This is a genomic window from Armatimonadota bacterium (assembly GCA_029907255.1).
GTDB lineage: Bacteria > Armatimonadota > UBA5829 > DTJY01 > DTJY01 > JAIMAU01.
In genome coordinates this window covers 186,837-211,037 of record JARYMF010000005.1, presented here as the reverse complement: position 1 = coordinate 211,037, position 24,201 = coordinate 186,837, and the positions used below count along the sequence as shown (strand labels likewise).

Below are 24,201 nucleotides of genomic sequence, written 5' to 3'. Positions count from 1 at the left end.
GGAGGAATGTAGTTTGAAGATAACAGGAGCACAGGCATTAGTGGAATCCTTAAGACGCGAAGGTGTTGAGGTAATATTTGGTTTTCCGGGAGGCGTCATGCTTCCTATATACGACTGCCTGTACGACTGCAAGGATATTCGGCATATACTTGTAAGGCATGAGCAGGGCGCAGCCCATGCGGCTGATGGTTATGCTCGTGCAACCGGAAGAGTGGGAGTTTGTTTTGCGACCTCTGGCCCAGGAGCGACAAATCTAGTAACAGGAATTGCTACTGCATATATGGACTCGATTCCCATAGTTGCAATCACTGGGCAGGTGAGAACAACGGCGCTTGGCAAGGATTCCTTCCAAGAAGCCGACATCACCGGAATCACCATGCCGATTACTAAGCACAATTTCCTCGTGAAAAATAGCAAAGATGTGCCAGAGGTTGTGGCGGAAGCATTTCATATCGCTCGCACAGGTCGTCCTGGCCCTGTGCTTATAGACATGCCTATGGATGTATCTTTAGGTGTGATTGACTACAAACCTGTAACCAATGTTGACATCCCATCATACAAACCGAACACCGTGGGTCATCCACTTCAAATTAAAAAGGCGGCAAAGCTAATAGCATCTGCTGAGCGGCCAGTGATATACGCCGGCGGTGGAGTGATCTCCTCAGGTGCCAGCCCTGAACTTTTGGAGCTGAGCGAGCGCACTAATATTTTGGTAACAACTACACTTCTAGGCAAAGGAGCGTTCCCGGAGACCCATCCAAACTCGCTTGGCATGCTGGGGATGCATGGAACGGCTTATGCGAACTATGCCGTAGCGCATTGTGATTTGCTGATTGCCATCGGCGCTCGGTTTGATGATCGTGTTACAGGCAAACTGGATGCTTTTGCCCAAAAAGCGAAAGTCATCCATATAGACATTGACCCAGCCGAGATTGGCAAAACAGTGCATGTGGATGTGCCAATTGTCGGCGACTGTAAGCTTGTTCTCCAGGACTTGCTTAAATATGTTGAGCCTCGCCAGCCAACCAGTTGGAATGAACAAGTTATGAAGTGGAAGGCTGAATATCCGCTCCATTACGGTGAGAACGGTTTGCTTCCACAGTATGTGATTGAGAAAATTTGGGAAGTCACGAACGGTGAGGCGGTAGTTGCGACAGGCGTTGGCCAGCATCAGATGTGGGCCGCCCAGTTTTATAAGTGTAAATACCCGCGTCAATTCCTATCATCTGGCGGTCTTGGGACTATGGGTTTTGGTTTCCCAGCAGGAATCGGAGCAAAAGTTGGGCGACCCAATGATATTGTGTTTGTGATTGATGGCGACGGCAGCTTCCAAATGACCTTACAAGAGCTAATTGTGGCTGTGGAAAATAAAATTGCCGTGAAGGTGGCTATTTTAAATAACCAGTATCTCGGCATGGTGCGGCAGTGGCAGGAGCTGTTCTGGAACCGTCGCTATGCAGGAGTGGATATAGCTGCTCAGCCGGACTTTGTAAAACTTGCAGAAGCATACGGTGCGGTTGGCATGCGCATTGAGAAAAAAGAGCAAGTTGTTGATGCTCTTAAAAAATCGCTAGAATACGACGATGTGCCTGTGATTATGGACTTCCATATCGAGCGCGAAGAAAATGTCTTTCCAATGATCCCTGCTGGGCAGAGCATCGAGGAAATGATGGTTCGACGACCAAAGTAAGTTCGGAGGGACAATTAGAAATGCAACATACGATAACAGCTTTAGTTGAAAACAAACCTGGCGTTCTAGCTCGGGTTGCGGGGCTATTTGCCCGCAGGGGGTTCAATATCGAGTCACTAGCCGTTAGTATAACCGAGGACCCCTCGGTGTCTCGAATGACAATCGTGGTTGGTGGAGACGATGCAGTGCTCGAACAGATTACAAAACAGCTTAACAAGCTAATTGATGTAATCAAGGTTGTCGATTATAAGGGAATTCCAATTGTGGAACGAGAGCTTGCATTGATTAAAGTCAACGCCGATGCTGGCGTGCGGTCGGAGATTATGCAGATTGTAGACATTTTTCGCGCTAAAATCATTGATGTTAGCGAAAAAACATTCACAGTGGAAGTCACAGGCAGCGTTGATAAGATTAACGCAATCGAAAAGCTTCTTGAGAGCTATGGAATTAAGGAAGTCGTCCGCACTGGTCGCATTGCCATGATGCGCGGTGCCAAAACTCCATAAGGATAGCTAATAAATAATAGGTAGCATTTGAGGAAATCTTTCCTCGAAGGGTAGCTTTTTCTTATAAAGTCCTTGGGCTTAGATAAAACAGCGGGAGGTAAACAATGGCAAAAGTTTATTACGATCAGGATGCTAATCTCGATGTGTTGAAAGGGCGAAAGGTTGCAATCATTGGCTATGGAAGTCAGGGCCATGCCCAGGCGCAAAATCTAAGAGATAGCGGCGTTGATGTAATCGTCAGCGATCTTCCTGGCACGCCAAATTGGGAAAAGGCGATTGAGGACGGTTTCAAACCAGTATCGGCGGCGGAAGCCTCATCGGAAGCAAGCATCATCCAAATCCTTACAGAGGACGAAGTTCAGCCGAAGGTTTACAAGGGCGAAGTTGAAATGAACCTTACTGAGGGTAAAGCCCTCCTATTTTCGCACGGTTTTAATATTCATTTTGGGCAGATAGTTCCACCGGCGAACGTTGATGTGATAATGGTTGCGCCCAAAGGCCCAGGGCATCTTGTGCGTCGGCAATATACCGAAGGCGCAGGCGTCCCAGCTCTAATTGCTGTGCAACAAGATGCTTCTGGCAAGGCAAAAGAGATAGCGCTGGCATATGCAAAAGGAATCGGTGCGACAAGAGTTGGCGTCCTTGAGACCACCTTTAAGGAAGAGACTGAAACAGACCTCTTTGGCGAGCAAGCCGTGCTGTGTGGCGGGGCGACATCCCTTGTTATTGCTGGTTTCGAGACGCTAGTTGAGGCGGGTTACCAACCGGAAATTGCGTACTTTGAGTGCCTGCATGAGTTAAAGCTTATCGTAGATCTCATGTATGAAGGCGGTATCAGCTGGATGAGATATTCAATCAGCAATACTGCAGAATATGGCGACTATACTCGTGGGCCGCGAATAATCAATGAAAATACGCGTGCCGAAATGAAGCGCATTCTAGGCGAAATCCAAAGAGGCGAATTCGCAAAGGAATGGATACTTGAAAATGCAGCCAACCGACCAGTTTTCAATGCGGCTCGGAGGATGGCAAAAGAGCATATGATTGAAGAGGTAGGTGCACGCCTTCGCGAAATGATGCCGTATTTGAAAAAGAAGCGGTAAAGCGCAACAAGTAGCAAGCATATTAAAGCCTTTCGTGGTTGCTTGATACTTGTAGCTTGTTTCTTTCGGGGGCATTCTTATGAGCAGGAGAATACTTATATTTGATACCACGCTCAGAGACGGCGAACAATCGCCCGGAGCAAGCATGAATATCGAGGAAAAATTGGAGGTGGCAAAGCAACTTGCCCGCTTGAATGTAGATGTAATTGAGGCGGGGTTCCCAATCTCATCTCCAGGAGATTTCGAAGCAGTCAAGGCGATTGCCCAGCAGATTAAAGGTCCGGCAATCGCAGGTTTGTGTCGGGCGAACGATGCCGATATTGACCGTACGTGGGAGGCAGTTCGGTACTCCAATAAGCCCTATATACATACCTTCATCGCAACGTCTGATATTCATCTTGAGAGAAAACTAAAGAAATCCAGAGAAGAGGTTCTCGACCTGGCTGTAAAGGCAGTCAAGCGTGCAAAATCTTACTGTGAAAATGTGGAGTTCTCCGCCGAAGATGCATCGAGGACAGATATTGATTATCTATGTCAAGTTGTAGAGGCGGTAATAGATGCTGGCGCCACCGTGGTCAACATTCCCGATACAGTCGGCTATGCCGTGCCGCATGAGTTCGCGAATATTATCAGGACGTTGCTAGACAGGGTGCCGAATATCAATAAATGCATACTGAGCGTCCATTGCCATAACGACCTTGGGTTGGCGGTTGCAAATTCATTAGCGGCAGTGCTTGCGGGTGCAGGACAGGTAGAGTGTACGATAAATGGGATTGGCGAGCGTGCGGGTAATGCAGCGCTTGAGGAAGTCGTGATGGCAATTAATACCCGCAAGGACGTCTTCGATGTTACGACAGGTATAAACACAAAGGAAATTTACCGCGCTAGCAGGCTTGTGAGCGACGTCACTGGTTTGCAGGTTCAGGCGAACAAGGCAATTGTTGGAAGCAATGCTTTTGCCCATGAGGCAGGAATCCATCAGCACGGCGTAATCCAGGATAAGAGAACCTATGAGATTATAGACGCAGAGGATATAGGCCTTTCTGAGAGCAAGCTTGTGCTTGGGAAACATTCTGGACGCCACGCGTTTGAAAAGCGGCTTAGCGAGCTTGGTTACGAGCTTACTCGTGAAGAACTTGACAAGGCATTTGCAAGGTTCAAGGAAGTGGCTGACAAAAAGAAGGAAATATTCGATGAGGATTTGGAAGCCTTAGTCGCCGATGAAGTTCATGCTATTCCTGAAACATATCAGCTGACGTACATGACCGTGATGACTAGCCTTGAGGGGATTCCCACTGCTACAATCAAAATTGCTACGCCCAATGGCGAGCTGAGCGATTGTGGAACTGGCGTTGGTTCGGTGGACGCAGTATACAAAACGATTGACAAAATTATTAGAGTTCCACACACTCTAAAAGATTATATTGTAAAAGCAGTAACGGGCGGCACCGATGCTTTGGGTGAAGTTACTGTGAAGTTAGCAGATGATAGGAACGTTTATACAGGTAGAGGTGCTAGCCTCGACATCGTGGAGGCAAGCGCCAAGGCGTACATCCAGGCTATTAACAAACTAGTCTATTATCAAGCAAAGCGTGGCAACAGCCGCGCCAGTGAAAAGCCTGTGCTTTAGATTGAGGTACAATATGGGTCAAACAATAACACAAAAGATACTCGCAGCTCATGCTGGCAAAGATCAAGTCGAGCCAGGCGAACTAATTACAATAAAGTTGGATTTTATGCTTGGGAACGACATCACGGCTCCAATAGCGATTCGTGAGTTCAAGCAGATTGGCGTTGATTGCGTGTTCGACAAAGAGCGTATCGCACTTGTTCCAGACCATTACACGCCAGCAAAAGATATGAAAGCTGCTCAGCAAGTCAAAGAAATGCGGGAATTCGCCCATGAATATGGCATTACAAACTACTTTGAAGTTGGTCGCGTTGGCGTCGAACATACGCTTCTTCCCGATGAAGGACTTGTAGTACCCGGTGATGCCGTTATCGGGGCTGATTCCCATACATGTACATATGGTGCGCTGGGGCTTTTTTCAACCGGCGTGGGGAGCACAGACCTAGCAGCAGCGATGGCACTAGGTGAAACTTGGGTCCGGGTGCCGGAGACCATCAAGTTCGTTTATTACGGTAAATTAAACAAGTGGGTTGGCGGAAAAGACTTGATACTCTACACAATTGGCAAGATTGGTGTGGATGGGGCGCTCTATTGCTCGATGGAGTTCACAGGCGAAACCATTTCTTTTCTACCAATGGCTGACCGCTTCACAATGTGCAACATGGCAATCGAAGCTGGTGGCAAAAACGGCATAATGCATGTTGACGATACCACACTTGAATATGTAAAACCGCGGGCAAAACGCCCTTGGAAGGTCTATGCAAGCGATCCTGATGCCTTGTATAAAGAAATAATCGAGATTGATGTCTCTGAAATTGAGCCTCAGGTTGCATTTCCACATCTTCCGGAGAACACAAGGCCGGTAAGTCAAGCAACCGATATACGGATTGACCAAGCAGTAATTGGCTCTTGTACAAATGGTCGCATCGAAGACCTGCGAATCGCCGCAAGCGTCTTAAAAGGGCGCAAGGTCCATCCCGATGTGCGGCTAATCATTATTCCCGCAACTCAAGAAATTTGGCAACAGGCAATGCGTGAAGGACTTTTTGATATATTCATCGAGGCTGGTGCAGCGGTAAGCACGCCGACGTGTGGCCCCTGTCTTGGAGGGCACATGGGATGCCTTGCAGAGGGTGAGCGGGCAATTGCTACAACCAACCGCAATTTCGTAGGCAGGATGGGCCACGTCAAGTCGGAAGTTTATCTGTCGAATCCTGCAATTGCGGCGGCATCTGCCGTTTTGGGCAGGATAGGAAGCCCAGAAGAACTCAATTGATTGAGATTAGTGTTGACTTTAGATTTTGAAAAATATTAAAAGCGCAAACGGAGATAGTGCAGATTATGATTTTCAAAGGCAAAGTTCATAAATATGGTAGCAACGTAGATACGGATGTCATTATCCCTGCGCGCTACCTTGTCACATCTGACCCTGCAGAGTTGGCAGCACACTGCATGGAGGATATAGACCCCGATTTCGTGAAGAGGGTGCAGCCAGGCGACATCATTGTCGCTGAAGAAAATTTTGGTTGTGGTTCGTCCCGAGAGCATGCGCCAATAGCAATCAAAACTTCGGGAATATCCTGTGTAATTGCAAAAACATTCGCTAGAATCTTTTACCGTAACTCATTTAACATTGGGCTGCCAATACTCGAATGCCCAGAAGCGGTTGATGGCATTTCAGCTGGCGACAAAGTAGAAGTTGAAACATCAACAGGTAAAATTGTCAACTTGACGACGGGCAAAGTGTTTCAGGCAAGGCCTTTCCCCGAATTTATCCAACAGCTAATTTTGGCAGGTGGCCTGATTCCTTATGCACGTGAAAGGGTCAAAGCTCTAAAAAAGTGCCGCTGATTGCGGCAGAGGTGACTGTATTATGCCAAAGGTCTTAATTTACGATACAACTTTGCGAGACGGTTCCCAGGGCGAAGGAATATCCCTCACTGTAGAGGATATGATTAAAATCGCCCTGCGGCTTGATGAGGCTGGTTTTCACTACATCGAAGGAGGCTGGCCAGGATCAAATCCCAAGCATGAAGAGTTTTTTGAACGCATGAAATCTGTGCCATTGTCTCATGCGAAGCTAGCCGCATTCGGAAGTACCAGACGTGCGAATGTTCGGCCTGAGGAGGATGCAAACCTTATTAGCCTCATTAAGAGCGAGACCCCGGTTATAACAATTTTCGGCAAATCATGGGATCTTCATGTCACCGACGCACTAAAGGTTAGCTTAGACCAGAACATCGAGATGATTCTAGATTCCGTGCAATTTCTAAAAAATCATGGAAAAGAGGTCATCTTTGATGCAGAGCATTTCTTTGATGGATTCAAGGCTAACTCAAGCTATGCTATAGACACGATAAAGGCTGCTGAAGCTGCCAATGCAGATGCCGTAGTGCTCTGTGATACAAATGGCGGTTCGTTGCCCGACGAGATAATAGCTGGTGTTCGAGCTGCTTGCAGTGCTGTGAATATACCAGTTGGTATTCATACCCACAACGATTCAGAAATGGCGGTTGCCAATACAATCGTTGCAGTTCAGAATGGCGCCGTGCAAGTACAAGGCACTGTCAACGGTTTTGGCGAACGATGTGGCAATGCCAACCTTTGCTCGATTATCCCAATACTACAGCTTAAACTAGGAATAGAGTGTATCCCAGAATCGTCATTGGCCGAGCTGACGAGTCTTTCTAACTACGTTTATGAGATTGCAAACGTTGTACCAAACGACCGTCAGCCTTTTGTTGGCCGAAGTGCATTTGCTCACAAAGCTGGTGTTCATGTGGACGCAATAATGAAAAATGTTCGCACGTATGAACATATTGACCCAGAGAGAGTGGGTAATGTGCGAAGGGTACTCATATCAGAGCTGTCTGGCGCGAGCAATATCGTCCATAAAGCTCAAAGATATGGTGTTGACCTCACAAAGAAATCGCCTGAGACGCGCGAAGTGTTGAAAAAAATTGTTGAGCTGGAGAATGAGGGCTACTCGTTTGAGGGTGCAGAGGCATCTTTTGAGCTTCTTCTTCAGAAAACGCTGGGTTCATATAAAAAGCTGTTTGACTTAAAGAGTTTCCGTGTAATTGTTGAACAGCGGGGGACAGACCCAGAACCCATAACTGAAGCTACTCTAAGAGTAGCTGTTAATGGCGAGGAATTGCTTACGGTTGCAGAAGGCGATGGTCCAGTTCACGCATTGGACAATGCCCTTCGCAAAGCCCTTGAAAAGTTCTATCCCGAAGAACTGAAACACATCAAGCTTACAGATTTTAAGGTCCGTGTGCTCGACGCAAAGCAGGCAACAGCGGCAGGAGTGCGTGCCATTGTTGAATCAACCGACGGCACGTCATCGTGGAGCACTGTAGGTGTCTCTACAAATATAATAGAAGCAAGCTGGCATGCGTTGGTTGATAGCGTCGAATATGGTTTGCTGAAACTTATGCGAAAGAAATCTAATTAAAGGACACTCTTCTTGGAATTTCTCAAGTGCCAGCCTTATGATATGTAGCAGGCTGGCACTTAGTTCGTTTAATGGTAGAGAAATGAAGGTTAAGCTAGCTAATCCAGCAGGTTTTTGCTATGGCGTTCGCCGGGCTATTGATGTGGCGCTTGAGGCTGCTGAAAAGCATGGCACACCTATGTATACCCTTGGCCCGCTGATTCACAACCCCCAAGTAATATTAAAGTTGGAAGAGCGAGGAATCCATGAAGTGCACGACATTGCAGATGCCCCGCAAGGAAGTTTTATAATCATGCCATCACACGGCGTTCCTCGTGAAGTGATGCGTCAGGCTGAGAATCGCGGTCTTCAGGTGGTAGACGTTACATGCCCATTTGTTCGGAAAGTCCATGAGATTGCAGAAAACCTAGTTGCAGATGGCTACCAGGTAATAGTTCTGGGCGACCCAGGACACACAGAGGTTCGGGGAATAATGAGCGTGGCTGGCGAAAATGGCTTGGCGGTTTCCGATGTAAAAGATATAGACCCATCAAAGCTGTGCGAGCGAGTTGGCATCATTTCGCAAACTACGCAGACAACCGAGCGTTTCGAGAGGCTTGTAGAAGAGGTTGCGAGATGGGTAAAGGATGTTCGGGCTCACAATACAATTTGCCATGCGACCACTAGACTCCAAAAGGCAGCACTGGACCTTGCAGCGGAGGTGGATGTAATGCTGGTCATTGGCGGCCACAATAGCGCAAATACGCGCCGTCTTGCAGAAATATGCGCAGATACCGGCGTCCCAACACACCATATCGAAGTTGCTAGCGAGCTGGAGGATTCTTGGTTTACAGGTGTTCAAACTGTAGGTGTTACTGCTGGCGCTTCGACACCAGATTGGATAATCGAAGAAGTAGTTAAAAAGTTGGAAAATTGGGATTGAAAGACGTTAAGGCAATAGATACATTTTTTGTGAGACTACCTTTCCATGAAAAAGCTAAATTCAAAAATCGCAAAAGTAGCGCAAGGCAGCCCAGCAGAAATAGCTGGAATTAAGCCAGGAGATATTCTTGTTTCTCTGAACGCTCATAAAATATGCGATGTACTTGATTACAGGTTTTTTGGAGCCGACGAAGAAGTAGAGGTGGAGGTTCTGAGAAATGGTAGCCGCATTATAAGTACTATTCACAAAGAACTTGGTGAGGACCTCGGCATTGAGTTTGTCGAAGAGCTATTCGACGGAGTCCGCATTTGTCGCAATAATTGTATCTTTTGCTTCCTTAAGCAAATGCCACCAGGTCTTAGGAAGTCACTTTATTTGCGAGATGATGACTTTCGATTATCTTTCGTCCACGGGAACTATATTACACTTACTAATCTGAGCGATGAGGACGTTGAGCGCATAATCTCCCAGAAAATGAGCCCACTATATGTTTCTGTTCACTCAACTGACCCAAAAATTCGCGAATATATGCTTGGCAACAAGAAGGCAGGGCAGATTATGAAAGAGCTCAAACGTCTTGCAGACGCTGGGATAACGTTGCATGCTCAGATTGTACTTTGTCCCGGAATTAATGATGGGGAAAGTCTTAAACGCACGGTTTATGATCTTGGTACGCTTTATCCTTCGGTTGCTTCCGTTGCAATAGTTCCTGTTGGTCTTACTCGATATCGAGAAGGACTAGTGCCGATTAAACCAGTTGATTCAGTTTTGGCAACAGAAGTATTGGATGCATGTGCATCGTGGCAGCGGCAGTTCTTGCGCAGTCTAGGCACGCGTTTTGTTTTTCCTGCAGATGAATTTTATCTCCTAGCTGGCCGTCCATTCCCATCACGACGTACTTATGAGGGCTTTCCTCAACTTGAGGATGGAGTGGGACTCTCACGACTCTTCTTAGACGACCTTAGGAAGGTGAAACGGAGAGCAAATAACACTGTACTGCGCCCAGGGAAATACGTCTTAGTAACCGGAGTGCTGGCGGCAAATATGGTTCGGGAATTAGTGGAAATTTTGAATCAAATCCCCGCCATTCAGTGTAGAATCTGTATAGTAAGGAATATGTTTTTTGGAGAAACTATAACGGTTGCTGGCTTGCTAACAGGTAGTGATATTGCATTCTCGTTGGCGGATGTTGCTCCTGATGAAATTGTATTAATACCGTCTGTAGCTCTCAAAGACGGCCTATTTCTTGACGATATGAGCTTGGATGAACTAAGTCATATGGTTGGTGCAAGAGCTGAAGCAGTCGAACCAACCCCGATGGGTGCTTTTAAGCGGTTGTGTGAGGATACCTGAGGTGATTTAGTTGTCAAATCCGATGGTTGCTGTCGTCGGCCGGCCAAATGTAGGCAAATCTACGCTTTTCAATAGGCTGGTCGGCAAGAGAATCGCAATTGTAGAAGATGTTCCTGGTGTTACGCGAGATAGGCTTTATGCTGAGGCTGAGTGGCTTGGGCGTAACTTTATGTTGATTGATACCGGCGGTCTAATTTTGAATGAGAAAGACCCACTAACTGTTCAGGTGAGAACCCAGGCTGAGATTGCTATATCCGAAGCCGATGTAATAGTTTTCTTAGTAGATGTGACTGAGGGAGTCACACCTGCAGATATGGAGGTCGCGGACGTTTTGCGTCGCACGCGCAAACCTGTATTGGTAGCAGTAAACAAGGTTGATAACGAGCGCCTGGAACGGGAATCCATTGAGTTTTTCTCTTTAGGTTTAGGCGATATATATCCTATTTCCTCGCTCCACGGCCGCGGAGTGGCTGAGTTGCTGGATAAAATCATCGAAAATCTGCCAGTTCCTACCGCCGAAAAAGTTTATTCCGAAGAAGTTATAAAGATAGCAATTATTGGTCGTCCGAATGTTGGGAAGTCGTCTCTTCTTAATGCAATTATAAAAGAAGAGAGAGCTATTGTAAGCGATATTCCAGGCACAACACGCGATGCGATTGACACGTATTTTGAACATGGTGACCAGAGATTTGTATTGATTGACACCGCTGGTATTAGGCGTGCAGGAAAAATCCAGCGCTCTATTGAATACTATTCGGTACTTCGGGCTGTTCGTGCCCTTGAACGGGCAGATGTCGCACTTGTAGTGATAGATGCATCGGAGGGAGTAGTGGACGGCGACAAGCGTGTGGCTGGTTATTCCCATGACGCTGGAAAAGCCGCTGTTATTGTAGTCAACAAATGGGATTTGGCTAAGAAGCAGGGGAAAACAATTAACGGATTTACGGAGCTAGTTCGTCGTGAGATGCCTTTTATGAACTATGCGCCCATTGTATTTACATCTGCGATAGAAGGCACGGGAATTACTGAATTGCTTGGTTGCGCCGCCATCGCATCCCAAAATCATGCGTTGAGGCTTCCAACTGGCGAGCTCAATCGGTTGATTGGCGATATTGTAGATGCAAGGCCGTATTCCGAAAAAGGAAAGGAATTTAGGGTGTATTATGCTACAATGCCATCGGTGCGGCCGCCGACGATTGTGCTCTTTACAAACGACCCAGACCTACTTCATTTTTCATACCAGCGATATATCGAAAACCAACTTAGGAAGCATTATACATATGAGGGCACACCAATAAGGATTTTTGCAAGGAAGGCTGAACATAGCAGGCCCCATTAGGAAAAGGAAAAACTTTCCAATCAACAAGGAGGTAGTTCAATCTAAAAAGCGATGGATGAAGCGATAACTTTAGTTGCAAGTTACTTATTGGGTGCGGTGCCTTTTGGCTTAATAATTGCGAAAGCATGGCGTGGCATTGACATTCGCAAGGTGGGCAGCGGAAACATTGGCGCAACTAATGTCTACCGAACGCTTGGTTTGGCGCCAGGAATCACCGTTTTTATTGCCGATGTACTTAAAGGTTTAATTCCGACTGTAATGGCAATCCGGTTATTCGATCAACCCTGGGTAGCTGTGGCAGCAGGGCTTTCAGCAATTATCGGCCATAGCTTGTCGGTGTTTCTTAAGTTCAAAGGTGGCAAGGGAGTTGCAACTAGCCTAGGAGTTGCCATTGGGCTTGCACCGTTAATTGCATTAATAGCATTTGGAATTTGGGTGGCGATTGTGCTTGTGACAAGGTATGTTTCCGTAGCTTCAATTATTGCAGTGTTGAGCGTTCCGCCGCTAATGTGGGCGTTTGGAAAACCCTTGGAGTATAAATTATTTGCACTTCTTGTTGCCATATTTGTAGTAGTGAAACATCGGTCAAACATTATAAGGCTTATTCAAGGTAGGGAACTACGATTTGTGAAACACAATGAGAAAACGGAGGAGCAAAATGGTTAAAGGAGTTGAAGGAGACCCATTGGTGGCACTGGCCAGAGAAGCTATAGAGGAATTCGTTCGCTTTGGGAGAGTAAAACCCGTGCCCAATCCACTTCCGCCTGAAATGGAAACTCGCGCTGGGGTGTTTGTCAGCTTGAAAAAGTTTGGACAATTGCGTGGATGCATAGGGACAATCGAACCTATACGTGCAAACCTAGCTGAAGAAATCATTGAGAATGCAATAAGCGCTTCTACAAGAGACCCTCGGTTCGAACCCGTAACTGAAGATGAGCTTGACGATCTTTCAATTTCAGTGGATGTGCTGAGCCATCCGGAACCGATTTCTAGCATGGCTGAGCTTGACCCCAAAAAGTACGGAGTCATTGTTGAAAGTGGGTGGAGGCGTGGCTTGTTGCTTCCCGACCTCGATGGGGTTGATACAGTTGAGGACCAAGTTGGTATAGCCATGCGTAAGGCTGGGATTATAGATGGCGAGCCCATCCAACTATACCGTTTTGAAGTTAAGCGACATGGTGGTGGATAGAGACCAACAGCCTAGAATTATTCTTGCGTCGGCTTCTCCTCGAAGGCGGGATCTTTTATCCCTAATTGTATCCAGATTTGAAGTCATTCCGAGCGACTTTGATGAATCTGTTCTTCCTCTATGGCCGCCTGAGAATCATGTTGTGCAATCAGCTCTATCTAAGGCTAATAATGTAGCAGTAAGAATCTCGGATGGAATTATTATAGGTGCAGATACAATTGTAGTGGCAGGGAACGAAGTTCTCGGGAAGCCGACCGATGCGGAAGATGCACGTCGGATGCTCAAACTTCTTTCCGGGCGCTCGCATTATGTCTATACTGGCGTCTGCGTAGTCCAAAGAGCTAAAAACCATACTTGCCAAACATTTATTGACTATGTGCGAACCGAAGTCAGTTTTTGCGAACTAAATGACGAACTCATAGACGCTTACATCGCGACAGGCGAACCGCTCGACAAAGCCGGTGCATACGGCATTCAGGAGCGAGGTAGCTTGTTGGTTGAGGGCATAATAGGTGATTACTTCAATGTCGTTGGCCTACCAGTGTTTCGGCTCAGCCGGATGCTCTATAAGGCTGGAGTTCCCTTCTTTGGTTAAAAGATATTGCTATGGACCTTGAAACTGTCAATTTTCTCTTAAGTCCTGAAGGCGAGGGGTTGCTAAATAAGGCTAAAAACCTTGATGGGGATTTCCTATTGCGCCTTGAAAAACTGCGAAAAGAGTATCCAAGCAAGTTTGCCAGCGCTGCACTTGAATTACTTGATTTAAGGGAGAGGGCGAGGCGAAAGTTTGTCCTTGCAGATCGAATGTTTTTCACTCGGGAAGCTCTCGAGCAGTCATCGGGTGAGACCATTTCTAAATACCGCGCTGAACGTTTTTGTCAGAGTGGCAGTGTCTTCGACCTCGGATGTGGAATCGGTGGTGATACTCTTGGCTTGGCGACGCAGTGCTTTGTGACGGCGGTAGAAAAGGACCCCGTCAGACTTGCGATGGCAAGACGAAATGTCGAGGTTTATGGCTTTGCGGAACGCGTAGATTTCATCAATGCCGATGTAACCGAGATACCGCTAAAAGCCACCGCCGCCTTTATTGATCCATCTCGGCGTGACAAAGGACAGCGTGCTAGGAGCCTCGCCGATATAGAGCCTTCCGCCACTTTTCTTCATCATCTTGCGAATGTTGTTTCAGATGTAGCCATCAAGCTATCGCCAGTGTTCAAAGACGGGGAATTGGAGTCCTTCGATGGGGAGATTGAGTTCATATCCGAAAATGGTGAGTGCAAAGAAGCTGTGATTTGGCTTGGGGGGCTCAAAACAGCTAGTCGGCGTGCGATAATCCTTCCATCTCGCGCAACTTTGGTAGATGAACCAGTTGAGCATGTGCCTATCAGAGCTCCCGCTGCATATATTTATGAGCCGGATCCGTGTATTATTCGAGCACATCTTGTCGAACAGCTAGCACATCGGATTGGTGCAGAGAAGATAGACGAGCAAATTGCATATCTTACGTCAGATAAATGGGTATCAACTCCATTCGCAGACGTTTACCATGTAATTGACCACATGCCTTTCAGTTTGAAGAATATTAACACCCGCTTGCGAGAGCTGGATGTAGGCAAGGTGATAGTCAAGAAAAGAGGCGTTCCATTTGAGCCACTCGAAATTGAGCGGCGGCTGAAGTTGCCTGGTAGTAGAGAAATGTTACTCATTCTTACTCGTGTCGCTGGAAAGCCTTGGGCGTTGATATGCACGCAGGTCGCAAAGGGAGCTGAAAGCAAAGCTCCGGCGGCACGTCAGGGGGCTACTAATGATTAATAAGCATCTAATGATAATTATTATTTTGGTGTCCTTCGGGTCTTGCGCTGGTGCTGGGCCTAGTGTTGAGTGCGTAGATTATCGGGGATGGAGCGGTTCCTATCGCATGAGCGCAGGACGATATAGCCTTGTTGTTGTTCCTGCAATAGGCGGGAGGATAATGGAATACTCGCTCGATGGCCGCAATGTTATTTGGGAGAATGCTGTAGAATTTGGGAAGGTGTATGAAATAACAAACGATTGGAGGAATTACGGCGGTTATAAGACGTGGGTCTCGCCTCAAGATTACTGGCATTGGCCTCCCGACCCCATACTCGACAGGGGAAAAGCTAATGTCGAGGTCTTTGATAGGGATGGCAGGAAATGGCTTAGAATCATTGGCCAGCCAAGCTTGAAAAGTGGTGTAATGTTCATCAAGGAGCTTACACTTGACGAAAATGGCGAGGTAACACTTATACAAAAGATGCGCGCGGTCGGCAAACCACCTACAAAGTGGGGAATCCACGACGTTACTCAGGTGAAAACTCCTTGCTTTGTGGTTTTTCCTATTCGGTCAGACACACGCGTGCCAGGTGGAATCAGATACCTTTTTGGAGATCCTAAGAAGACAGCACAGTTCACGGTACGCGATGGTCTTTGCATTACAAGTTATCATGGCCAAGTTTACCAAATAGGTGCAGAATCTGATGGCCCATGGATGATATGGTTTCAAGATGATATGGCATATGTGAAGCTTTTTCCGCCTATGAAGCGTGACGCCGAATATGGTGATAGAGGTTCGTCAGCTGTTGTGTTTACTAGCGATGGTAAACTTGGGTATTTGGAGATGGAGATATTAGGTCCGCTGATAGATCTTTCGGATGGTGAAGAGACCGAATTGATAGAACGATGGCGGCTCTTCCGCCTTGGTGAATGTGTAAAAAGCCCATACTCAATAAAGCGCATAATTAGCGAGATGGAGCGAAAAGGTTTAATCCCATCTAGAGGCTAGGGAAGGAGAGGAAAAATGCCGGTGTTCGATTACAGATGCTTGGATTGTCGAAAACGATTCAGCTTGCTAGTCGGAGTCGTTGCAAAAGGTCCTCAGCTTCGATGCCCAAATTGCGGGAGTGTTAAAATCAAAAAGCTTATTTCTCGATTCTCAGCTCTCCGCTCGGAGGATGATATCATTGATGATTTAGCAGACCCTTCCAAAATCGGCGACCTCGACAACCCAAAAGAATTGCGCAGTTGGGTAAAGCGCATGAGCCGAGAATGGGGCGAAGATTTTGGTGACGAGATCGACGAAGCTTTTGAGGAAGCAGAGTCGGGCTCTGATATGGAACTTGATTAAAAGCTTAGAAGCGAGTACTCCAAAAATTAAATAAATTACTTAGCTGTCTTAAACTCAGCCTTGCCGTTGATTATTACTGCATCATTTTTTATTGCAATGCTCGTCAATGCCACAGGAAACTGCATCTCTCCGAGGTCGAGCACTGGGTTCATTCGATCAAGTACCTTGTTAACCACTAGCGCCGGAATCGGGAGCCTAGCTAATGATGCGCTGTCGGCTACAAAGTTTATTTTATCCTTGCCTGCGATTACGGGCTTGCCTGTAACTTTGAATTCTACTCCAATGCCCAAAACTGAGGGACGTGCGGTTACTGTGAGTTTACCTTCTTGGAGATCAAGGGTCAGTCCTTTAATATCGGGTCTAGCAGCACAAATATAGTCATTTATAGACTTCTCAGCTACCTCAGCTGTGAAAACAGTTGCCGCAACGCTTCGTATCTGGCGTGTTTCGGGATCAGCTTCCACTTTGTCCATATCCACAATTAGGCGGTCCACCATCAGGTTTTCGGAGATTTGAACCTCCAAGCCTTCGATGTGGAGGTGCTCGAATTTACCACGGAGCATAGGCTCGCTGGGCCCTAGTACCTTAACTGAATATTTCTTTGCAGGACCAATGTATTGCGGCAGACTATCCTCAATACCCTCTGCTATCTTTGAGCGAATAACGCCTCCGATGCAACCTGTAACTAGGAATGAAAACGCTAAGAGCGCAGTAATTTTTCTCACTATTCTACAAACCCCTTAGACCAGTTAAATAAATTGAGGCAGGTTCAAAATCTACCTGCCTCAATATTATACGAGATTTGAAACCCTGTATCTAGTTTATGGTTACTCCGGGTGAACGCCTGTGGGTTCCTCTTCGCCAATCTCTTCGTAGCTGGTTGCCGCTTCAATTGTGGGTTCTTGATGTGCCATTGCTGCTGACATCCTGAGATCATCGAGTTTGCCTGCCGCACGGGCGGCTTCGATGACCCCGTACGTGATAATTTCGCCTTCTTTTACTATGATGTGTCCGCTGTCGTCAAATATAGTAAGGCGTGATGGAGTGCCGATTAATGCTGCTAAGTCTGCCATCTTATAACACCTCCTGTACACATTGAATAATTACTCTTCTTTAGAATGAATGCCAGGAGCTCCGACGGCCAACACCAATTCTTGAAGAAGCCCTTTGTTTGCCGCCATATTTACCAATTCATCGGTAACTTCTGATCCAGCCTTCGCAATCAAATTGCCCTGCCAATCGAAAACATCGCGTCCTACAATCTTGCCTCTAACGAACGCCTCCATTTGTTCTTCAAGGTTCATGCCCGGTTGAATCTCGGGCGGACCGAGGGCAACTTCTGCGGCAACTGCTGAAAGCATTAATTCATGTAGCTTGCCTTTCTTTTTGGCTTCTTCAATTATGTCATCGGTGATTATTTCTCCCTCGGTAACAATTACGTTGCCCTCATCATCAAGGACGTCGTGGCCAGCTAATTTGCCGCGGGAATATTCAATTTCTCTTTGTTCATAAAATTCCTTCATTTTGCATCCCCGCTTCTTGAAATAATTGAATTGAACGGATTTGTAATCCTTGTTGATTATTTCCCTTGAATCCGTTATTGTAAACTAAAGTTGGTTTGGACAAGATGGAAATCGAGTTTGCGTTGATATCGCCCACCTGTGCGAAAAGCTGTTGACAAGCCGCGAGGCGATGTGGTAAAATTAGTCTACCACGCGGGGACGTGGCGGAATGGCAGACGCGCTTGGTTGAGGGCCAAGTGAGCATTAGCTCGTGAGAGTTCAACTCTCTCCGTCCCCACCATTTCAAAGCGCAAGCGAATGTAAATATTCACTTGCAAACTTTCATTGGGCGATTGGCTCAGGGGGAGAGCGCTTCCTTCACACGGAAGAGGTCGTTGGTTCAAATCCAACATCGCCCACCACGATGCGGGAGTAGTTCAGTGGTAGAGCACCTGCTTCCCAAGCAGGTTGTCGCGGGTTCGAATCCCGTCTCCCGCTCCAATAAGACGAGGCGACGTACCCAAGGGGTAAGGGAGAGGTCTGCAAAACCTTTATTCGCCGGTTCGAGTCCGGCCGTCGCCTCCATTTTTATACTCCCTATACCTCTTTTTCTGACCAGTTAGTCCATTTGAAGATTCCAAGTACCGCCAATCCGGAGAAAACTGTTGAAGATGACATTGCTATCCATGCTCCAAATGCGCCCAAATTAAGCGTTATTGCGAGAAGATAGGTCAAGGGAAGTCTTATAATCCAAAGCGTGAGGATTGTTGCCAGCGTTGGGAGGCGAGTTTCGCCTGCTCCTTGGAGTGCGCCCGTGAGTATCATTCCAAGTGCAAGAAAAGGTTCGGAAAGTCCATTAACCCAAAGATAAGATGACGCGAGCGGTAGCACGCGTATGTCGTTTGTGAAAAGATCGGCTATTTTGTGTGAGAAGAAAACAAATAGTAAGCCAATCCCACCCATTATCCATATCCCCTGCCATGTAGCCGCCCAGGCGCCCTTCTCTGCTCGTTCGGGCTGGCGCGCCCCCAGATTCTGACCGACCATTGATGCGGCGGCGACGCTAAATGCGAAGCCCGGCATGAATGCAAGTGCTTCAGTTCGCAATCCTATGGTCAATGCGGCAAGTGCATTTTCTCCGTCAATACTTCGCCTCAGTATGCCAAAATATGTCATCGATGCTCCCGTTCTAAGGAGTGCTTGCACCGCTGCTGGATAACCAATGTTTAAGATTCGGGCGAACCAATTCCAGGAGGGTTTCCATGAGCCTTTTAGAACATTTGGAATGTGTGTTTTAGGAAGATATGCTAGCAGCATGGCTGTTGATACAGCTCGAGAGGTGACAACTGCAATGGCGGCTCCTGCTATACCGAGCTTTGGGAAAGGCCCAATTCCAAATATTAATATGTAATCGCCAACGACATTGATTACCGTAGCAACCGTTGTGGCAATAAGTGGAGTACGGACATCCCCAAGACCTCGGTAAACGCCCGTAACAATAACCGTTAGGAAAGAGAATACATTGCCAGCAAGGAGGATATCTAAGTAAATCACCCCAAGCCTAACGCCTTCGCCCTTCTCAGCCATCAACTTTATTAGGGAGGGCCCAAAAGCATATAGCAGGACTCCTGAGATTGTCGCTGAAATAATCGCAAGTAGAATAGATTGTTTGGTAACTTCTTCGGCGCTTTGATTATCCTCCGCGCCAATGAACCTCGCCACGAGGGCTGTACTCCCAACTCCAACCGCTGCGCTGAATGCCATGAGCACTAACAAAACTTGATTTGCAACTCCAAGCCCTGCAAGCGTGGCGGCGCCTAGCCTTCCCAAAAATAGTGCGTCAATTAAGCCATATCCTGTTTGGAGTATCATTGTGATGATGGAGGGCCAAGCTAACCACCAAACAGTCGTTGCTATGTGGCCGTTTACTATACGCCGGCGCGTCTCATTTTTGCTTTCAGGGGAGATTTGGTCCAATGTTATTATGCCTTCTTTGCTGACTTAATGACGCCAAAGACGAACTTGCCGATGCCGTAAAGCCCAACAGCCGCAAGAGCTGAAAGCTTTGCAATTTGTTTCATTATTCGAGCGCTTGAGCGCTGGACTATGCTCAGGTCATCCTCAATGTCGCGGATAGATAAGCTTGCCTGCGCAAGATAATTGGAGGCTTTATCGGCAGGCATTGACCGAATTATCCACCGAACAGTAAACAGAACAATTGCAAGGTCATCAAGCTGTCCGATTACTGGTATTACTCCGGGAATTGCATCAACAGGACTAACTGAATACCCAATCGCCGCCATTAGCGCTGCTCTTTGCCTGCCGGAAATTTCAGGGTCTTTGAGAAGAAGCCATACAAGCTTTGCGTACTTCGGTAGGCGTGCAACGACAGCCCCGATTTCACCTGTCGTGCTAGTTTTTCTTCCATTTGCAGAGGTCATTCTAATGGAAATTCTAAATTGCCAAACTATTGGTGTCAAGAAAAGTGGTATGGGAAAACAATCTCCTTAATCAGCTGTACGGTTTCCTGCGCAGCTTCGAAGGTTGTGCGGCGACGTTCCTCAGTAGTTATCGGAAGTTCCACGTCATGAAGGCGATGAATATTGTGGCGGCTGGCAAAGTCTGCAGGTATTGCGTCGGATATCTCCACTTCAAGCAAGCGAGCATAGGCGAGAGTCCATAATCTTGCAACAGTTTTGATATTGTAACCACCGCCACCCAGGGCTACTAATGGCTTTTCAAAACTGATTATTGTCTTTACTAATTCGTCAAAGCCCCTGGAGGTTAGCTCCAAATGTGCGAGAGGATCTTGAAAATGTGAATCAACTCCTAGCTGAGCAACTATTACTTGTGGGTCGTAAGCTTTAATTAATGGCGGCACTATTTCTTTGAATGCCCAAACCATCACATCCGATGGCGTGTACGGTTCAAGAGGAATATTTACTGAGTAACCTTTTCCTTTACCTGTTCCAATCTCATTCACAAAGCCAGTGCCTGGGAAGAGATATCTGCCACTTTCATGCATGCTGATTGTGAGTACTGTGTTTGTATCATAAAAAATGTGCTGAACACCATCACCATGATGAGCATCGATATCAATATAAGCAATCCGGCTGAATTTTTTCCGGAGTCGTTGTATTGCAATCGCTGGGTCGTTGAATATGCAGAATCCACTTGCTCGATTTGGCATCGCGTGGTGTAGCCCACCAGAGATGTTGAAACATCTCTCGAATTGGCCCTCCATAATTAGTTCTGCGGCTTTGATTGAAGCCCCTGTGTAAAGTAGCGAGGCTTCATACATGCCGGGGAAAGGCTTGTTATCTCCATAGTCGAAACCATAGCGCCAAGGGTCCGAGATATCCTTCCCTTCACTAAGTTTGCGAACTGCAGCTATATAGTCGGGTTTGTGGACTGTCAGAATATCTGCTTCCGTTGCTAATTCGGGCGCAATTAGCTGCCCCTGTGCTATCAGACCGTAAGCCGAGATTAGCTCTTTTGTTAGGCGCAAGCGTTCTGGGCGAAGAGGATGGTCTACTCCCATGTCGTATTTGGTCATGTCATCGCAATACACAAAGCCAGCTTTCATACCATCGGCACCCATACAGCAAGAAAGTTCAAAAAAAAATGTTTCGAACGTTGTTCTTATGTTTTCTAATCTGAAATTACCCTTATTTTACCGAAAGTCCTTCGAACAGTACTGCCACCAAGCGGCTTGTTATGTTATAATTATGCGTCACGGCAATGCTTGGAGGTTAATTAGTTTTATGGGGAAAGAAGAAATTCTTCAACAACTTGTCAGTATGTCAAACCGCCTGGGAGAGGAATGGCGTGAGCTTGTAATTTTGGGTGAAGGGAACACATCTGCAAGAATTTGCGACCAAACGTTTTTTGTGAAGGCAAGTGGAACAAATCTTAGAACTATAACAGCTGAGGGGTTCGTCGAGGTAAAATTTGAGCCGGTTCTTGAAATGCTTGAGAGCCGAGAGCTAAGCGATGGTGAGATTAAAGAGCGATTGGCAGCGGCAAAAGTCAATCGGAATTATAAGTTAGCGCCATCCGTTGAAACCGTTTTTCATGCATATCTTCTAAGCATACCTGGTGTGAATTTCGTGGGCCACACTCATCCAGTATCAGTAAATGGGATACTATGTTCGAAAAACTGGCGTGAGGCGCTCCAGGGTCGCCTTTTCCCCGATGAGATTGTTTGTTGTGGCATTGCTCCTGTGTTTGTACCATACACCGATCCAGGCGTAGCTCTTGCTAGGAAAATTAGAGAAGTAGTCCAAGAATATATATCCCGAATAGGCGAGCGGCCCAAAGCAATCCTTATGCAAAATCATGGCCTTATAGCACTCGGAACAACCCCGAAAGAAGTTGAAAGCGTCACGATGATGTGGAATAAAACTGCCAAAATATTGGCGCGAACATATCATTTTGGCGGTCCAAGCTACCTAACGCCTGAGCAAGTAAATCGCCTCGCTACCCGCCCTGATGAAGAGCAGCGGAAACGGCTTATCGAAGGCCTACCTTTAACATTGGAGGAAAATTGATGAAAGATGTTTTGCAGGCGTACCAAAGTGTGGACTACAGCCTGCCCGAAACAATTCTAACATGGCATGTGTATGGCGCTGGCTTGGAAAACTTTGGCAAGGATCGCAAGCCAGTTGAGTTGCCCATGCCAAAGTATGGACCTAATGAACTTCTTGTTCGCATTGACGCTGTTGGAATATGCTTTAGCGATGTCAAAGTTATAAACCAAGGGAATAAACATCCGCGCGTGACAGGTCGTGATCTAATCAAAAATCCGGTAACTCTAGGACATGAGGCATCCGTTACGGTGGTTGGTGTCGGCAAGAATCTCAAGGGGAAATTCCATGTCGGGCAGAGATTTATCGTCCAGGCGGACGTCTTTTATAAGGGCAAAAGCATGGCGTTTGGTTACGTTCTACCTGGTGCGCAAACCCAGTATCAGGTAATTGGCAAGGAAATACTCGAAGGTGATGAGGGATGCTATCTACTGCCGGTCAAAGATTCTACCGGATATTCTGAAGCTGCTCTCACCGAACCTTGGGCATGTGTTGTGGCGGCGTATCGGATAACCCGCAGGCCGTCTATCAAGCCTGAGGGTAATCTTTGGATCATTGGCGCACCTGGCGACGATGACTATACGCTTGACCTTGATATCAAGTCAAAGCACGTTGTGGCAACTGACCTCGATTGGAGCTTGCTTGATGACTTAGAAATGTGGGCTGGGGCAGGGTGCTTTGAGTTGACCATTACCCCCACTTTTGACGAGCTTGATTTAGAAGAGCTGGCGACGAGATACGGCGGCTTTGACGATATTATCGTCCTTGGCGCCGACGCAGGTGTTATCCAACATTCTGCCCCTCTCTTGGCTAAGCATGGGATAATGAACATAGTCGCTTCCGAACCAATTGGCAGACCGGTTGAGATAGACATCGGCAAAATCCATTATCAGTTTCAATCCTATGTGGGCACGGCTAGCACTCGAATTGGTGCGGGTTATGAGATGGTCCGCGTTCCGAGCGAATTGAAAGCCGGGGGAATTGCTTGGTACATTGGCGCAGGTGGTCCAATGGGTCAAATGCACGTCCAGCGTGCGGTTGAAATGAAAAATGGACCTTCAAAAATACTCGCGACGGATATTGATACGGCGCGCCTGAACAGCGTCAAAGACCGTGTTGCCGCCGCAGCAGCCGCCAAGGGAATTGAGTTTCTTGCGGTGAATCCGAATGATTCGGACAAGGTGCTGTTCGACAAATTGCTGCGGGATTTTACGTGCGGCAGAGGGTTCGATGATATAATCGTGCTTGCACCTGTTGTCTCGCTTATCGAGGAAGCTATCCAATATCTTGCAGAAGAAGGGTTGATGAACATCTTTGCCGGATTTCCTGTTGGAACGATTGCTAATATAGACTTGACGGGCGTCTATGAGAAAAAGCTTCGCCTTGTTGGAAGTAGCGGGTCGAGAATTCGAGATATGCTAGATACCCTTAGCGAAGCGGAGTCGGGCAGTCTAGCAACGGATAAATCGGTCGCTGCCATTGGCGGAATCGAGGCATCGTGGGATGGAATGCTTGCTACAAAAGAGGGCCGATTCCCAGGCAAGATCATTATTTATCCTCAAATTCGGGGGCTCGGGCTAACTGCTGTGACTGACCTTAAAGATAAGTTGCCGAATGTCTACGCCAAGCTTACCGATGGAATGTTTTGGAATCGAGAAGCCGAAAAGGAGCTTCTGCGGACGATGCTAGAATTATAATCCAGAAATGCTAGCTATTGCAGAAAGCTTTCTTGCTAGACAAGAATTCGATTTGAAAGTATTGATTTACATATTGCAAGGA

23 protein-coding genes, 4 tRNA genes and 1 pseudogene are annotated in these 24,201 nt (G+C 47.0%); 22 read left to right on the top strand and 6 right to left on the bottom strand.

The window, feature by feature from the left end; all coding sequences use genetic code 11:
- Positions 1 to 13 precede the first annotated feature (13 nt).
- The 16 genes and pseudogenes from ilvB to QHH26_06110 all read left to right on the top strand — a co-directional run bounded on the left by ilvB (position 14) and on the right by QHH26_06110 (position 16,334).
- The gene (gene ilvB / locus QHH26_06185) at positions 14 to 1,690 is read left to right on the top strand and encodes a biosynthetic-type acetolactate synthase large subunit (protein MDH7481548.1); all 1,677 of its coding nucleotides are present in this window, start codon (positions 14 to 16) and stop codon (positions 1,688 to 1,690) included.
- A gap of 20 nt (positions 1,691 to 1,710) precedes the next feature.
- Positions 1,711 to 2,196, top strand: a complete 486-nt coding sequence (ilvN, locus tag QHH26_06180; GenBank protein ID MDH7481547.1) for an acetolactate synthase small subunit — start codon at positions 1,711 to 1,713, stop codon at positions 2,194 to 2,196.
- A 104-nt stretch (positions 2,197 to 2,300) separates the two neighbouring features.
- Positions 2,301 to 3,299 carry a ketol-acid reductoisomerase gene (gene ilvC / locus QHH26_06175; GenBank protein ID MDH7481546.1) on the top strand — a complete coding sequence of 333 codons (999 nt, stop codon included), beginning with the start codon at positions 2,301 to 2,303 and terminating at the stop codon, positions 3,297 to 3,299.
- 79 nt (positions 3,300 to 3,378) lie between these two features.
- Positions 3,379 to 4,929 carry a 2-isopropylmalate synthase gene (locus tag QHH26_06170; GenBank protein ID MDH7481545.1) on the top strand — a complete coding sequence of 517 codons (1,551 nt, stop codon included), beginning with the start codon at positions 3,379 to 3,381 and terminating at the stop codon, positions 4,927 to 4,929.
- 13 nt (positions 4,930 to 4,942) lie between these two features.
- Entirely contained in the window at positions 4,943 to 6,205 is a 1,263-nt protein-coding gene (leuC, locus tag QHH26_06165) for a 3-isopropylmalate dehydratase large subunit (GenBank protein ID MDH7481544.1), read from the top strand.
- Positions 6,206 to 6,270: 65 nt separating this feature from the next.
- Positions 6,271 to 6,780 carry a 3-isopropylmalate dehydratase small subunit gene (gene leuD, locus QHH26_06160; GenBank protein ID MDH7481543.1) on the top strand — a complete coding sequence of 170 codons (510 nt, stop codon included), beginning with the start codon at positions 6,271 to 6,273 and terminating at the stop codon, positions 6,778 to 6,780.
- 22 nt (positions 6,781 to 6,802) lie between these two features.
- The gene (cimA, locus tag QHH26_06155; protein MDH7481542.1) at positions 6,803 to 8,386 is read left to right on the top strand and encodes a citramalate synthase; all 1,584 of its coding nucleotides are present in this window, start codon (positions 6,803 to 6,805) and stop codon (positions 8,384 to 8,386) included.
- A 37-nt stretch (positions 8,387 to 8,423) separates the two neighbouring features.
- Positions 8,424 to 9,308 (top strand): 4-hydroxy-3-methylbut-2-enyl diphosphate reductase, encoded by an 885-nt coding sequence (gene ispH / locus QHH26_06150; GenBank protein ID MDH7481541.1) that lies wholly within the window; start codon positions 8,424 to 8,426, stop codon positions 9,306 to 9,308.
- A 45-nt stretch (positions 9,309 to 9,353) separates the two neighbouring features.
- A complete protein-coding gene (locus tag QHH26_06145) occupies positions 9,354 to 10,661 on the top strand; it encodes a DUF512 domain-containing protein (GenBank protein ID MDH7481540.1) in 1,308 nt (435 codons plus the stop codon).
- Between the two features lie 10 nt (positions 10,662 to 10,671).
- Complete coding sequence (gene der / locus QHH26_06140) at positions 10,672 to 12,000, top strand: ribosome biogenesis GTPase Der (protein MDH7481539.1); 1,329 nt, start codon at positions 10,672 to 10,674, stop codon at positions 11,998 to 12,000.
- Positions 12,001 to 12,051: 51 nt separating this feature from the next.
- Complete coding sequence (gene plsY / locus QHH26_06135) at positions 12,052 to 12,666, top strand: glycerol-3-phosphate 1-O-acyltransferase PlsY (protein ID MDH7481538.1); 615 nt, start codon at positions 12,052 to 12,054, stop codon at positions 12,664 to 12,666.
- A gap of 16 nt (positions 12,667 to 12,682) precedes the next feature.
- Positions 12,683 to 13,189: pseudogene (gene amrA / locus QHH26_06130) on the top strand (AmmeMemoRadiSam system protein A).
- Positions 13,176 to 13,784: a Maf family protein gene (locus QHH26_06125; GenBank protein MDH7481537.1), complete on the top strand. Its 609-nt coding sequence runs from the start codon at positions 13,176 to 13,178 to the stop codon at positions 13,782 to 13,784. Before amrA ends, QHH26_06125 begins: the two are co-directional and overlap by 14 nt.
- A gap of 11 nt (positions 13,785 to 13,795) precedes the next feature.
- A complete protein-coding gene (locus QHH26_06120; GenBank protein MDH7481536.1) occupies positions 13,796 to 15,001 on the top strand; it encodes a class I SAM-dependent methyltransferase in 1,206 nt (401 codons plus the stop codon).
- Entirely contained in the window at positions 14,994 to 15,992 is a 999-nt protein-coding gene (locus QHH26_06115) for a DUF4380 domain-containing protein (GenBank protein MDH7481535.1), read from the top strand. Before QHH26_06120 ends, QHH26_06115 begins: the two co-directional genes overlap by 8 nt.
- A gap of 15 nt (positions 15,993 to 16,007) precedes the next feature.
- Entirely contained in the window at positions 16,008 to 16,334 is a 327-nt protein-coding gene (locus QHH26_06110) for a zinc ribbon domain-containing protein (GenBank protein MDH7481534.1), read from the top strand.
- A gap of 35 nt (positions 16,335 to 16,369) precedes the next feature.
- Here the strand turns inward: QHH26_06110 and QHH26_06105 are convergent, their stop codons facing one another.
- From QHH26_06105 to QHH26_06095, 3 genes are all read right to left on the bottom strand, one after another.
- Positions 16,370 to 17,059: a DUF2993 domain-containing protein gene (locus QHH26_06105; GenBank protein MDH7481533.1), complete on the bottom strand. Its 690-nt coding sequence runs from the start codon at positions 17,057 to 17,059 to the stop codon at positions 16,370 to 16,372.
- A gap of 102 nt (positions 17,060 to 17,161) precedes the next feature.
- Positions 17,162 to 17,407: a hypothetical protein gene (locus tag QHH26_06100; GenBank protein MDH7481532.1), complete on the bottom strand. Its 246-nt coding sequence runs from the start codon at positions 17,405 to 17,407 to the stop codon at positions 17,162 to 17,164.
- A 30-nt stretch (positions 17,408 to 17,437) separates the two neighbouring features.
- Complete coding sequence (locus QHH26_06095; GenBank protein MDH7481531.1) at positions 17,438 to 17,857, bottom strand: hypothetical protein; 420 nt, start codon at positions 17,855 to 17,857, stop codon at positions 17,438 to 17,440.
- 194 nt (positions 17,858 to 18,051) lie between these two features.
- On the opposite strand from QHH26_06095, the gene QHH26_06090 reads away from it, so the two are divergent.
- The 4 genes from QHH26_06090 to QHH26_06075 all read left to right on the top strand — a co-directional run bounded on the left by QHH26_06090 (position 18,052) and on the right by QHH26_06075 (position 18,421).
- A tRNA-Leu gene (locus QHH26_06090) sits at positions 18,052 to 18,137 on the top strand.
- Between the two features lie 46 nt (positions 18,138 to 18,183).
- A tRNA-Val gene (locus QHH26_06085) sits at positions 18,184 to 18,258 on the top strand.
- 4 nt (positions 18,259 to 18,262) lie between these two features.
- Positions 18,263 to 18,337: transfer RNA gene (locus QHH26_06080), tRNA-Gly, on the top strand.
- Between the two features lie 9 nt (positions 18,338 to 18,346).
- A tRNA-Cys gene (locus QHH26_06075) sits at positions 18,347 to 18,421 on the top strand.
- Positions 18,422 to 18,433: 12 nt separating this feature from the next.
- Here QHH26_06075 and QHH26_06070 read toward each other — a convergent pair.
- From QHH26_06070 to QHH26_06060, 3 genes are read right to left on the bottom strand one after another with little or no spacing between them, the layout of a single operon-like run.
- Positions 18,434 to 19,813, bottom strand: coding sequence for an MATE family efflux transporter (locus QHH26_06070; GenBank protein ID MDH7481530.1), 1,380 nt, complete (start codon positions 19,811 to 19,813; stop codon positions 18,434 to 18,436).
- Positions 19,814 to 19,818: 5 nt separating this feature from the next.
- Positions 19,819 to 20,277: a DUF1232 domain-containing protein gene (locus QHH26_06065; protein MDH7481529.1), complete on the bottom strand. Its 459-nt coding sequence runs from the start codon at positions 20,275 to 20,277 to the stop codon at positions 19,819 to 19,821.
- A 35-nt stretch (positions 20,278 to 20,312) separates the two neighbouring features.
- Positions 20,313 to 21,422 carry an acetoin utilization protein AcuC gene (locus QHH26_06060; protein MDH7481528.1) on the bottom strand — a complete coding sequence of 370 codons (1,110 nt, stop codon included), beginning with the start codon at positions 21,420 to 21,422 and terminating at the stop codon, positions 20,313 to 20,315.
- Positions 21,423 to 21,600: 178 nt separating this feature from the next.
- Between QHH26_06060 and QHH26_06055 the strand changes: the two genes are divergently transcribed.
- A complete protein-coding gene (locus QHH26_06055) occupies positions 21,601 to 22,386 on the top strand; it encodes a class II aldolase/adducin family protein (protein ID MDH7481527.1) in 786 nt (261 codons plus the stop codon).
- Positions 22,386 to 24,119: an alcohol dehydrogenase catalytic domain-containing protein gene (locus tag QHH26_06050; protein MDH7481526.1), complete on the top strand. Its 1,734-nt coding sequence runs from the start codon at positions 22,386 to 22,388 to the stop codon at positions 24,117 to 24,119. The genes QHH26_06055 and QHH26_06050 overlap by 1 nt, the downstream gene beginning before the upstream one ends.
- Positions 24,120 to 24,201: the final 82 nt, after the last annotated feature.

Coding starts and splice junctions, on each gene's coding strand:
- QHH26_06110 (MDH7481534.1), top strand. CDS start 16,008: ATGCCGGTGTTCGATTACAGATGCTTGGATTGTCGAAAACGATTCAGC.
- QHH26_06120 (MDH7481536.1), top strand. CDS start 13,796: ATGGACCTTGAAACTGTCAATTTTCTCTTAAGTCCTGAAGGCGAGGGG.
- ispH (MDH7481541.1), top strand. CDS start 8,424: ATGATATGTAGCAGGCTGGCACTTAGTTCGTTTAATGGTAGAGAAATG.
- QHH26_06050 (MDH7481526.1), top strand. CDS start 22,386: ATGAAAGATGTTTTGCAGGCGTACCAAAGTGTGGACTACAGCCTGCCC.
- ilvN (MDH7481547.1), top strand. CDS start 1,711: ATGCAACATACGATAACAGCTTTAGTTGAAAACAAACCTGGCGTTCTA.
- QHH26_06060 (MDH7481528.1), bottom strand. CDS start 21,422: ATGAAAGCTGGCTTTGTGTATTGCGATGACATGACCAAATACGACATG.
- QHH26_06115 (MDH7481535.1), top strand. CDS start 14,994: ATGATTAATAAGCATCTAATGATAATTATTATTTTGGTGTCCTTCGGG.
- leuC (MDH7481544.1), top strand. CDS start 4,943: ATGGGTCAAACAATAACACAAAAGATACTCGCAGCTCATGCTGGCAAA.
- QHH26_06095 (MDH7481531.1), bottom strand. CDS start 17,857: ATGAAGGAATTTTATGAACAAAGAGAAATTGAATATTCCCGCGGCAAA.
- plsY (MDH7481538.1), top strand. CDS start 12,052: ATGGATGAAGCGATAACTTTAGTTGCAAGTTACTTATTGGGTGCGGTG.
- cimA (MDH7481542.1), top strand. CDS start 6,803: ATGCCAAAGGTCTTAATTTACGATACAACTTTGCGAGACGGTTCCCAG.
- ilvC (MDH7481546.1), top strand. CDS start 2,301: ATGGCAAAAGTTTATTACGATCAGGATGCTAATCTCGATGTGTTGAAA.
- QHH26_06145 (MDH7481540.1), top strand. CDS start 9,354: ATGAAAAAGCTAAATTCAAAAATCGCAAAAGTAGCGCAAGGCAGCCCA.
- QHH26_06100 (MDH7481532.1), bottom strand. CDS start 17,407: ATGGCAGACTTAGCAGCATTAATCGGCACTCCATCACGCCTTACTATA.
- QHH26_06055 (MDH7481527.1), top strand. CDS start 21,601: ATGGGGAAAGAAGAAATTCTTCAACAACTTGTCAGTATGTCAAACCGC.
- leuD (MDH7481543.1), top strand. CDS start 6,271: ATGATTTTCAAAGGCAAAGTTCATAAATATGGTAGCAACGTAGATACG.
- QHH26_06170 (MDH7481545.1), top strand. CDS start 3,379: ATGAGCAGGAGAATACTTATATTTGATACCACGCTCAGAGACGGCGAA.
- QHH26_06125 (MDH7481537.1), top strand. CDS start 13,176: ATGGTGGTGGATAGAGACCAACAGCCTAGAATTATTCTTGCGTCGGCT.
- QHH26_06065 (MDH7481529.1), bottom strand. CDS start 20,277: ATGACCTCTGCAAATGGAAGAAAAACTAGCACGACAGGTGAAATCGGG.